We start from the raw sequence: 9,703 nt of genomic DNA, 5'->3' as shown, positions 1-9,703 counted from the left end.
AAGCCGCCATGCAGTCCTTCGTAAAAGAGCAGATCAGTACCACAAGGCAGTGACTGCCACTCAGTGAACGTCCCTACTCGATAACCTGCCTCAATTTTTTGCTTATCTTCTGCATGAATGTAGTGACGGAACGTACCCGCTCCATGCTCACCGTATTCAACAAAAAGCCCTTCAAGTCGATCAAGCAGATTAGCTTCTACAGCAAAGTGAGAAAGCTCATCTTTGCGTTCGGGCTCGTCACGAAAAATCCGCTGGAGATCATCGCGGGTGTAGCGGTGAAAGGCATCGCCGTCCACCATGGCAGCATGCACATCTTCACGCAGGAACATGCGCTCAAAGCTGCGACGCACCGTGGTAGTACCCGCGCCTGAAGAGCCCGTGATGGCAATGATTGGATATTCCCGCGACATTAAGTACCTCTCTCCTGAGCAGTCGCGCGAGCAATCGCCTGCGCAACGTCATCAGGCACTTTGACAGGCCGCCCTGAAGAAAGGTCTAAAAGAAGCTGGTTAACCCGAGCAGTTGCCACCACCTTATCGGTTTCTGCATGACAAATGCGCTGATAAACCGTCAACGCTTTGCCTTGTGGTTCAGGGACAGCGGTCTCAATTACCAAAGCATCCGGCCAGCGCGCCTCGCTCTGGTACTGAACCGCTAGGTCAGCAACAACGCTCGGGTAGCCTTTTATATCCCACTCAGGCAAACCTAGCGCAGCGAACGCATGCACGCGAGCTTCATGTAGCAGCGATACTAAAGCGTCATGCCCCAGGTGGCGACCGTAATTCATATCCGTTACGCGCACCGTTAAAGGATGCCGATGAATAATCGCTGCCGTGGGGAAATCTAGCGTGACACGCTCCATGCTTAGTTCCTTGTCAGTGGTGGTTTAGCTCCGGCGAGATCATCGCTGATCGCTATTTTTCTCGGGCGATAGCACGGAATGCGATATCACGGCGGAATTCAGCACCCTCCCAGTGAATCGCTTTAACCCCCTGGTATGCTTGCTGTTGAGCAGCAGATACTGTGTTGCCTAATGCGGTTACGCATAGCACTCGCCCGCCTGCGGTTACGATACTGCCGTCAGCAGCCTGAGTAGTGCCTGCATGGAATACTTTGCACTGCGCCTGACCTGCCTGCTCCAAGCCATGAATGACATCGCCTTTGCGGTAACTGCCGGGATAGCCACCTGCCGCTATCACAACACCCACGGCTGCGCGGGAGTCCCACTCACACTGCTTATCGGCAAGCTCGCCCTTAGCGCCAGCCAAGCAAAGCGCGGCTAAATCTGACGTTAACCGCATCATGATTGGCTGAGTTTCGGGGTCACCAAAACGGCAGTTATATTCGATTACTTTTGGATTGCCTTCAGCATCAATCATTAGGCCTGCATATAAAAAGCCGGTATATGCATTTCCTTCTTCCGCCATGCCCCGCACGGTGGGAAGTATAATCTGCTCCATGATGCGCTCGTCGATCTCTGGGGTTACCACCGGCGCCGGAGAGTAAGCTCCCATGCCGCCTGTATTGGGGCCGGTATCACCGTCATAGGCACGCTTATGGTCTTGGCTAGTGGCCATCGGCACCACATTCTCACCATCAACCATGACGATAAAGCTAGCTTCTTCGCCTTCCAGAAATTCTTCGATAACAACGCGCGCACCCGCATCGCCAAATGCATTCGCCTCTAACATATCGCGAATAGCCGCTTCAGCTTCGGCTTCACTCATCGCTACAATGACACCCTTACCCGCCGCCAAGCCGTCAGCTTTGATGACAATAGGCGCGCCCATCTCAGCTAAGTAAGCCAAGGCTGGCTCTACCGCTGTGAAGGTTTGATACGCGGCAGAAGGAATCTGGTGGCGTGCCAGAAAGTCTTTGGTAAACGACTTAGAGCCTTCCAACTGTGCGGCGCGTTGTGAAGGCCCAAAAATTGTCAGGCCAGCCGCCTGAAAACGATCAACCACCCCTTCAACTAACGGCGCTTCTGGCCCTACCACTGTTAGCGCTACCTGCTCGCGCTGGGCAAACGCCACCAACGCGTCTAAATCTGTTGCTTCAATAGCTACGTTGGTCAATTTAGGCTCAGTGGCAGTACCTGCATTACCTGGCGCTACAAACACCTGCTCGACGTCACTAGACTGCGCTAGTTTCCACGCCAATGCATGCTCGCGACCACCGCCACCTATCATTAAAACGTTCATCATCATCCTTCTCAAACGGGAGTGCCTAGCTGAGATTAGCTGAAAGCGTAACTAAGTTAATCGGCATATTATGCCACAACGACTCAACCAGCGGCGTCAGGAGCTTTTATCCGGCGTATCGTCATCGTCTGTTTGATTAGGCTGATTAAGCGTTTTTTGCCAAAAACGCATATTTTCTTCGGCCAACTCACGCATGAACTCCATAGGAGAGTGGCGTATCGCTTGTTGCCACTGGCTTTGCATGCGCTTTTGCTGTTCCAGCATGAGCTGGGTGCCCTGCTCTAAATAACGTGCTAGCGGTAAAGGCGATGACATATCGTACACACGGATCAACTGAGCCAGCAGGTCATTTGAGAAAACTTCGGCTTCACTATCAGCCTGCTCTTGCTCGATAATGATCGACAGCAAAATGGTCCGCGTCAGGTCTTCACCACTTTTTGCATCCTCGACGCGGAAGGGTTCTTCTTCAATAATCAAACGCCGCAGATCCTCAAGCGTCACGTAACGACTTTGTTGAGTATCGTACAACCTACGGTTGGCATATTTGCGAATTACGCGCACAGCGCATCTCCTTAAACGCGGTAGAGGCTTTGTCGCCGTTGCTGCTATTGTGCCTGCAACATGCGCCTATGCAAGTCAGCTTAACGGATTAGTACCGGTAGGCGTGTCTTCCTTATGACCAATAGACGACAATCATGAATCTTATTCTGCTTGATCCGAGCGAAGTAAAGGGAGCTTATGCTTACCTTACTGACACACGACGTATCACCCATTTACGCGAGGTCCACCGCGCTTGTGTAGGAGACTACTACACAGTCGGTCTACAGGGCGGCAAGATGGGGAAAGCGCAGCTAACTGAACTACACGAGACCCAGGCAACCTTCACACTGGAAAATCTCAATGAGCCCCCCCCTCCGCCCTTGCCAGTACACTTAATATTGGCGCTTCCTCGCCCCAGAATGCTGGCACGTACCTTAGAGCATGTCACGGCTCTTGGTGTAAAAAATATTACACTGCTTCACACCAAGCGGGTGGAAAAAAGCTACTGGCAGTCCCCAGAACTCCGTGCAGAAAAAATTCATCATCACTTAGTGCTAGGCCTGGAACAAGCGCGAGACACACAATTGCCTAATGTGACGCTGTGCAAAGGCTTTCGCCCTTTTTTAGAAGAACAACTGCCGGAGCTGCTAAAAGAACGACGCGGGCTGGTGGCACACCCTGGTATGCCGAATGCCTGTCCACGGAATATTGACGGAAAAGTACTGCTTCTCGTTGGACCGGAAGGCGGCTTTATACCTTGGGAAGTTGAAAAACTACTTGAGGCAGGCTGCGAGGGCATGCACCTAGGCCCTCGCATCTTACGGGTAGAAACTGCCGTCACCGCACTATTATCGCGACTTTTTTAATCACCGATTACGCCAGTAAGCTGGGTGACACGAGCTTTATGCTTAGAACGGCGTAATTAGGACTGTTCATCTGTTGGATCGTGGGGAACATAGGCTGCCTTCTCCCCACATTCAGGGTCTTGAAGAAAGGTATTGCGCACATCTAATAGTCCTAAGTGGCTAATTGTGCGACGCCCCAAGAGCAGCGGGTAAATCATCTCTTCACGATCTCGCAGACCAAACTGCTCTTCATACACCGTGTTGCCCATGCAAACATCCATTAGCACCACTGGACGTTCATCACGACCACCTGCGCCACGAACCGCCAACTCTCGATAGAGGGGGCGCTCAATCTGATCACTAAACGTTTCACCGTTTGCCTGATCCTCGAGCTTCAGGCGGAAGCGAACCCACTCCTCGCCGTCTTTCTCGAACATCTCAATATCACGCGCGTCTAATGATGAGGTCAGCGCACCGCTATCTAGCTTCGCTTTTACAGCGATACCCCACGGTTCAATGGATGCATTTTCAACCCAACCAAATACCTTATCATCTGCCTGGATAGCTGTGCTCACTGACAACGCACTGACCATTACACCGGTAGCCAGCACACCTACAAAAGTTTTCCTCATTACCTTTCGTCCTTAGTGAGAAGTTTACCTAGCATGAGACATTTGACTCGCTAAAGAGACTCATCGAAACGCAACATTAACGCAGCCGTTCTAACAGCGCCTGGGTGGCAAAGCCATCGGGCGTGAGCCCTTGGTCACGCTGAAAAGCACGTAGGCCCTCGCGCGTATTAGGCCCCATGATGCCGTCCGCAGTACCCACTGAATATCCAGCACTATTTAGGCGTTGCTGTAGAGTACGCACATCATCACGTGTCAACGGCGCCTGATCTCTGGGCCAGGACTGGGCAATGCCGTCACGCCCAGCAATAGCATCCGCCAAGGTAGACACGGCTAGCGCATAACTAGTTGCGTTGTTATAGCGCAAAATTGCCCGAAAATTAGGCCCTACCAAAAAGGCAGGGCCGTTTGCTCCTGCTGGCACAATAACCGCAGCGCTATCGAACGAGGGCAGCTCACCACTCAATGAGCGAACGCCTTGTGCCGCCCATTCAGCACTGCTACGACGTTGCGTTTGTGAATAATCGAAGGAGTCAGGCAAACTTACTTCAACGCCCCAAGATTGGCCGGCCTGCCAACCTGCCCTGGCAAGATAGTTAGCGGTAGAAGCCATGACATCAGGAATACTGCCCCATATGTCTCGACGGCCATCATTGTCGCCATCCACTGCGTATGCCTCAAAACTGCTGGGTATAAACTGCGTATGTCCCATGGCACCCGCCCAGGAGCCTTTCATTTGCTCGGCGGCAATATCGCCTTGGTCGATAATACGTAACGCGGCTAACAGTTCGCTGCGTGCAAAATCACGCCGACGGCCGTCGTAAGCAAGTGTTGCCAGTGACTCAAGTGTCGAGAAATCACCAAAATTGCTGCCGTAGTTACTTTCTATACCCCAAATAGCCACGATGATTTCTGCAGGAACCCCGTAACGTTGCTGCATTTGTTGCGCGGTATCGCGGTGAGCCGCAAGCTTCTCTACGCCGTTATTAATCCGTGTGCTGGAAACCGCTGTATCTAGGTATTGCCAAATGGGACGAACAAACTCTGGCTGATACTGATCGAGCTCAATGACTCGTTCACGATAGCGGAGCCCATCAAAAGCGGAGGCAAGAGTAGACTCACTGACGCCCTGCTGAGCAGCATAGCGGCGAAAATCAGCCAACCACTGGTTAAAGTTGGCATAGCTAACTTGTTCTGCCGCTTGTGCATCCACTTCGCTCATCAATTGCTGATTAGCGACTGCATTAGTACTTAATGCCCCACTGCATGCTGCTAGTGCAAATGATAAATACAAGGCGGGGCGGATACTCAGTGGAGCTTTAACTTTCAAAGACATAGCATTAATCTCTTGGCAATCCTTGGCGTGCTTCCGATAATGGCTCAGAAATAGCGTAGATGCTAGCCCTACCCACATTGCATAACCTATCTTTCGGGCACCATCGTCTATTTCCAGGAAGAACATTACTCATCCGTTTCTTGAAGTTCCGTTGTAGCCACTAGCCAACGCTGCCACTCGGCTGGCTCTACGCATGGTGCATCAAACTTAGCAGGCGCTACCCGCCAGGGTTGGTGGCGCTCCATTCCTAACGGCAGCGACGCCAGCTCAGGCAGCCAATAGGCAACGTAAAGCCCGTTTGGATCATAATGCCCTGCTTGTTTCAGTACATTAAAGTAACGGTCTTGACGGGGATCACGACCAATACCGGCAATATAACGCCAGTTGCCCCAGTTACTCGCCACATCGTAATCAATCAGGCAGTGCTCAAACCACGATGCACCAAGGCGCCAATCGACGTTGAGATCTTTCACTAGGAAACTGGCGACATTTTGACGCGCTCGGTTAGATATCCACCCGCTAACCTTCAGTTCTAGCATGACAGCATCTATAAACGGCACGCCGGTTGTCGCGTTGCGCCACGCATCAAATGCACTGTTAGCGGGCGGTAACTCTTCATAACCAAATAATGCCGCACCGTCCACCTGAGCCGCTCGATGGAAGTAATCTCGCCACATTAATTCGAAAATTATCCAATAACTTGATTCGCAGCTCCCATGAATGGCCTCCCAGTTTTTTACTTCTTGACACACTTGGCGCGCAGATAAGCAGCCACGCGCCAGCCAAGGAGAAAAACGTGTGGAAAAATTGGCGCCCAGCAAACCATTACGGGTTGTCTTATAAGATTCCGCGCCGTTTTGCCGCCAGAGATACTGCTGAAAACGATCGCTTGCCGCCGCCTCCCCGCCAACAAACACAAAGCCCTGTCGCTTATCAGGCTGCCAGCCAGCACTCTCTTTACACACTACTTTAAGGGGAGGAAATCCTCGGGGAGCAGATTCTGGCCAGGGTGGCAGTGTCACTGGCGCTGGCAGGGGCGCTAAAAACGTACAATGCTTTTCAACACGTCGCCGAAATGCCGAAAAGCTGGGCGGCAACTCATTCAATGCAAAGGGAAGCTCGTCTTCGGCAATTAAATAACCGCTATCAGCACAACATAACTGACAGGCCGATGGGAGCTGGTCAGCGACCCGCGCAATATACTGTGACTCTTCATACCCAGAATGCGCTGCCACACGTATTTCTCTTGCACCAAGCATGGCAGCAGTATCTAGCACGATGCTGGCAGGATCACCGATGCGGACTAGCAAATCACTGCCACGCTGCAGCAGCTCGCCTCGTAGCTCCATCAAACTTTGCCATAAAAAGCGTAGCCGAGCGGGCCCCAGCCTGGGAGAAGCATCACCCGTAATCGAACGTTCAAACCATCGCTGGTCTAGCACATAGAGACAAAGCAACTGGTCAGGAGGGGAATCAAAATGCAACAAGGGATTATCAGCTATCCGCAAATTATCCTGAAGCCATACAATATCAGTCGTGCTGCTCATGCATTTGCCTCCTTGGTGCGTTGGACTGCTTGGCTTCGCGACGGCAGCGTTCACTGCAATGGCGCACTTCATCCCAGCAGCGCGCCCACTTTTTCCGCCAAGTAAAAGGACGCTGGCATTGAACACAGTCTTTTTGCGGTAAATCCTGCTTACGTTGCATAGGCCCCATCTCGCTAGCTAACATTTACACGCCACGCGTCAAAAACATAGACATACAATCCTTCACAGTATAACTATTGTACACAAATAGGCACGCGTGTTTTCTTTCCCCTGAGCCTCCTTCCCTACTGTTTAGCCGATTTTTTTCACGCTTATCTCGATAGCTTTTCCCCAAAGCACTGCAAATAAAAAAGCCATCCGTGTGGATGGCTTTTCGAGCAGACGTGTCAGCATGGGGAAAGTTAGCAAATTGCCGTCAGTCCGGGTCTGTGGCGCGGGGATGCCGTTTGGCATTTTCATGGGTTTCTAGGCCACTTTTAAGCTCATGAGTAAGCGGGTCATAATTGGGTCTCAGTTCATCCTTAACGGTGCCGCTCCAGAGGCGCGAGCCAACAAAGTAACCCGCCCTACCAATCACATGGGCAGCAATCGGTGCCGTTATTAAAATAAACACAATAATCGCGAACGAGCGCGCAACCACCCCAACTTCAGCAAAGTGCATGGCCGAGGCAAGCATGATTAAAATAACCCCAAGCGCTGCAGCCTTAGTGGTTGCGTGCATGCGGGTCAGCAGATCCGGTAACCGCAACAAACCGATGGCCGCCAGCAACATAAAGCTTGACCCCGTTATCAACAGCGCGCCTTTGATAAATTCAATCATCTCGCGGCCCCCCTCGTTCCAGATAGCGCGCAAACCCAATCGCGGCTAAAAAGCCCATCAGAGCGATCACGATTGCCGCATCTAGAAAACTCGCTACCCCCGACTGAATAGCATAAACACCCACCAGCCCCACCACGGTAGTGGAAAACAATTCAAGCGCAACAACACGATCAGGTAAGCTAGGGCCACGAACGACACGTACGAAGGTCAGTACAAGCGCCAGCCCCATAATTATCTGGCTTATCAGAATAACGGTATCCATTAACGAAATAGCTCCAATGCACGGTGCTCCATCTCTTTTAAGTTATTTCGAAGCTCTTCTTCATTATCCAAAAACATCGCGTGAATATAGAGCACCTTTCGATCGTCAGAGACATCAAGGCTCAACGTACCAGGCGTCAGCGAAATCAGGTTAGCGACGATCGTAATTTCCATTTCCGTGCGTGCAGAAAGAGGTAGCGCAATAACGCCGGGCTTCATGTGCCAGGGAGGGGTCACTATATCGAAGGCGACGCGCAGGTTTGCCCGCACCAACTCCTTAATAAAAAAACCAATAAAACCAATAATTCGCGGCACACGAGCGGGGTAGCCTTTTAACGCGTCGACTTGAGGCTCAATTAACAGCAACGCAATATAGCCAAAAATCATTCCGACCAGCAGATTAAGCCCGGAAAAATCGCCACTTAGTAGTACCCAAGCCAACCCGAGCAGAAGGTTCCAAATCGCACCAGTCATGGGGCGTCCTCCGCACGGTCACCTATTTGCTCCGCCTGCAACTCACCCCGGTCAAGCAGCGCATCTTCAGCACTAGCAGAGACGCCCAGCACAGCTTCAATATAACCTGATGGGGACATTAGCTGATCACCGATAAGCATCATCACCTGCATAATGGCTTCTGCGAAAACACCGATTAATAACGACATCATGGCCAACACAGCAACTGGGGTGTACATCATCCACAGGCTTGGTTTTAGTAATCGACCATCATCACCGACGGAGGTTTGTGAGGCGGGCACTTTATTTTCTTCTGGCAACGCTTTCCAAAACACGTCATTCCAAATTTTCACCATGGAATAAAGTGTCATAAGCCCTACTGCCAACGCAAAACCTGTTGCTACATACGCCTCCGCCTCCAGGCCAGCGCGAACCAGCACAAACTTGGCAAAGAAACCCGATAGTGGAGGAATGCCCGCCAGCGAAAACGCTGAGATAAAGAATGCCACGGCTAACCAAGGACGCTCTCGATAAAGGCCACCCATTTTTTTAAGCTGATAAGTACCTTGCAGACGGTGGGTAATGCCACTGATCAGGAACAGGTTCGTTTTAACAACAATGTTATGCACGATGGCGAATACACCACCCGCAATCGCCAGCGGTGTATACAGCGCCAAGCCCAGAATCATGTAACCAATCTGGCTGACGATATGGAATGAGAGAATGCGGCGGAACTCATACTGAGCGGCGGCACCAAGCACGCCAGTGACCATTGTCAGCACAGCGCCCCAAAGCATTATATCCTGCAGATACCCCATCGTTTGATCAAAAATAAGCGTGAACACGCGAAATAATGAATACACCCCGACCTTTGTCAGCAAACCAGCAAACAGCGCCGACACCGCTACTGGCGGCGTGTGATAAGAAGCCGGCAGCCAGAAAAAGAGCGGGAAGGCGGCGGCTTTAATACCAAATGCCACCATAAACATAACGGCAAGCACTTCGACCATCCCGCTATGCTCTGCCTCATCCATACGCAGCGCAATGTCAGCCATGTTTAGGGTGCCTACC

General features: G+C 51.6%; 13 protein-coding genes. 1 reads left to right on the top strand and 12 read right to left on the bottom strand.

Annotated features, from left to right (window positions below):
• The 4 genes from INT22_RS20685 to phaR all read right to left on the bottom strand — a co-directional run.
• Positions 1–410 (bottom strand): adenylyl-sulfate kinase (locus INT22_RS20685; RefSeq protein ID WP_226912581.1); only part of this gene is annotated, 410 nt, incomplete at its 3' end.
• Entirely contained in the window at positions 410–862 is a 453-nt protein-coding gene (locus INT22_RS10160) for an acyl-CoA thioesterase (RefSeq protein WP_193060337.1), read from the bottom strand. The genes INT22_RS10160 and INT22_RS20685, both read right to left, overlap by 1 nt.
• A 52-nt stretch (positions 863–914) precedes the next feature.
• Positions 915–2,201 carry a phosphoribosylamine--glycine ligase gene (gene purD, locus INT22_RS10155; RefSeq protein WP_193060338.1) on the bottom strand — a complete coding sequence of 429 codons (1,287 nt, stop codon included), beginning with the start codon at positions 2,199–2,201 and terminating at the stop codon, positions 915–917.
• A 96-nt stretch (positions 2,202–2,297) separates the two neighbouring features.
• Entirely contained in the window at positions 2,298–2,762 is a 465-nt protein-coding gene (gene phaR, locus INT22_RS10150) for a polyhydroxyalkanoate synthesis repressor PhaR (RefSeq protein WP_038476915.1), read from the bottom strand.
• Positions 2,763–2,896: 134 nt separating this feature from the next.
• Between phaR and INT22_RS10145 the strand changes: the two genes are divergently transcribed.
• Positions 2,897–3,607 (top strand): 16S rRNA (uracil(1498)-N(3))-methyltransferase, encoded by a 711-nt coding sequence (locus INT22_RS10145; RefSeq protein ID WP_193060339.1) that lies wholly within the window; start codon positions 2,897–2,899, stop codon positions 3,605–3,607.
• 56 nt (positions 3,608–3,663) lie between these two features.
• Here the strand turns inward: INT22_RS10145 and rloA3 are convergent, their stop codons facing one another.
• The 8 genes from rloA3 to INT22_RS20680 all read right to left on the bottom strand — a co-directional run.
• Positions 3,664–4,218: a retropepsin-like aspartic peptidase RloA3 gene (gene rloA3 / locus INT22_RS10140; protein WP_193060340.1), complete on the bottom strand. Its 555-nt coding sequence runs from the start codon at positions 4,216–4,218 to the stop codon at positions 3,664–3,666.
• Positions 4,219–4,294: 76 nt separating this feature from the next.
• Entirely contained in the window at positions 4,295–5,551 is a 1,257-nt protein-coding gene (locus tag INT22_RS10135) for a lytic murein transglycosylase (protein ID WP_193060341.1), read from the bottom strand.
• A gap of 125 nt (positions 5,552–5,676) precedes the next feature.
• The gene (locus INT22_RS10130) at positions 5,677–7,098 is read right to left on the bottom strand and encodes a DASH family cryptochrome (protein WP_193060342.1); all 1,422 of its coding nucleotides are present in this window, start codon (positions 7,096–7,098) and stop codon (positions 5,677–5,679) included.
• Positions 7,082–7,258: a DUF2256 domain-containing protein gene (locus INT22_RS10125; RefSeq protein ID WP_193060343.1), complete on the bottom strand. Its 177-nt coding sequence runs from the start codon at positions 7,256–7,258 to the stop codon at positions 7,082–7,084. Before INT22_RS10125 ends, INT22_RS10130 begins: the two co-directional genes overlap by 17 nt.
• Positions 7,259–7,513: 255 nt before the next feature.
• Positions 7,514–7,918, bottom strand: a complete 405-nt coding sequence (gene mnhG / locus INT22_RS10120) for a monovalent cation/H(+) antiporter subunit G (RefSeq protein WP_038476932.1) — start codon at positions 7,916–7,918, stop codon at positions 7,514–7,516.
• On the bottom strand, positions 7,911–8,180 hold the full coding sequence (locus INT22_RS10115; protein ID WP_193060344.1) for a monovalent cation/H+ antiporter complex subunit F: 270 nt from the start codon (positions 8,178–8,180) through the stop codon (positions 7,911–7,913). The genes mnhG and INT22_RS10115 overlap by 8 nt, the downstream gene beginning before the upstream one ends.
• Positions 8,180–8,653: a Na+/H+ antiporter subunit E gene (locus tag INT22_RS10110; protein ID WP_193060345.1), complete on the bottom strand. Its 474-nt coding sequence runs from the start codon at positions 8,651–8,653 to the stop codon at positions 8,180–8,182. The genes INT22_RS10115 and INT22_RS10110 overlap by 1 nt, the downstream gene beginning before the upstream one ends.
• On the bottom strand, positions 8,650–9,703 hold a 1,054-nt coding region (locus INT22_RS20680), incomplete at its 5' end, for a proton-conducting transporter transmembrane domain-containing protein (protein WP_226912580.1). The genes INT22_RS20680 and INT22_RS10110, both read right to left, overlap by 4 nt.

Source organism: Halomonas sp. 3D7M (assembly GCF_014897885.1).
Classification (GTDB): domain Bacteria; phylum Pseudomonadota; class Gammaproteobacteria; order Pseudomonadales; family Halomonadaceae; genus Vreelandella.
This window is presented reverse-complemented; position numbering and strand designations above follow the sequence as displayed.

What these genes read in the sequence shown, in the direction of transcription:
- INT22_RS10130 (WP_193060342.1), bottom strand. Translation starts at nt 7,098, where the DNA reads ATGAGCAGCACGACTGATATTGTATGGCTTCAGGATAATTTGCGGATA.
- mnhG (WP_038476932.1), bottom strand. Translation starts at nt 7,918, where the DNA reads ATGATTGAATTTATCAAAGGCGCGCTGTTGATAACGGGGTCAAGCTTT.
- INT22_RS10110 (WP_193060345.1), bottom strand. Translation starts at nt 8,653, where the DNA reads ATGACTGGTGCGATTTGGAACCTTCTGCTCGGGTTGGCTTGGGTACTA.
- INT22_RS10145 (WP_193060339.1), top strand. Translation starts at nt 2,897, where the DNA reads ATGAATCTTATTCTGCTTGATCCGAGCGAAGTAAAGGGAGCTTATGCT.
- purD (WP_193060338.1), bottom strand. Translation starts at nt 2,201, where the DNA reads ATGAACGTTTTAATGATAGGTGGCGGTGGTCGCGAGCATGCATTGGCG.
- INT22_RS10160 (WP_193060337.1), bottom strand. Translation starts at nt 862, where the DNA reads ATGGAGCGTGTCACGCTAGATTTCCCCACGGCAGCGATTATTCATCGG.
- INT22_RS10115 (WP_193060344.1), bottom strand. Translation starts at nt 8,180, where the DNA reads ATGGATACCGTTATTCTGATAAGCCAGATAATTATGGGGCTGGCGCTT.
- rloA3 (WP_193060340.1), bottom strand. Translation starts at nt 4,218, where the DNA reads ATGAGGAAAACTTTTGTAGGTGTGCTGGCTACCGGTGTAATGGTCAGT.
- INT22_RS10135 (WP_193060341.1), bottom strand. Translation starts at nt 5,551, where the DNA reads ATGTCTTTGAAAGTTAAAGCTCCACTGAGTATCCGCCCCGCCTTGTAT.
- INT22_RS10125 (WP_193060343.1), bottom strand. Translation starts at nt 7,258, where the DNA reads ATGCAACGTAAGCAGGATTTACCGCAAAAAGACTGTGTTCAATGCCAG.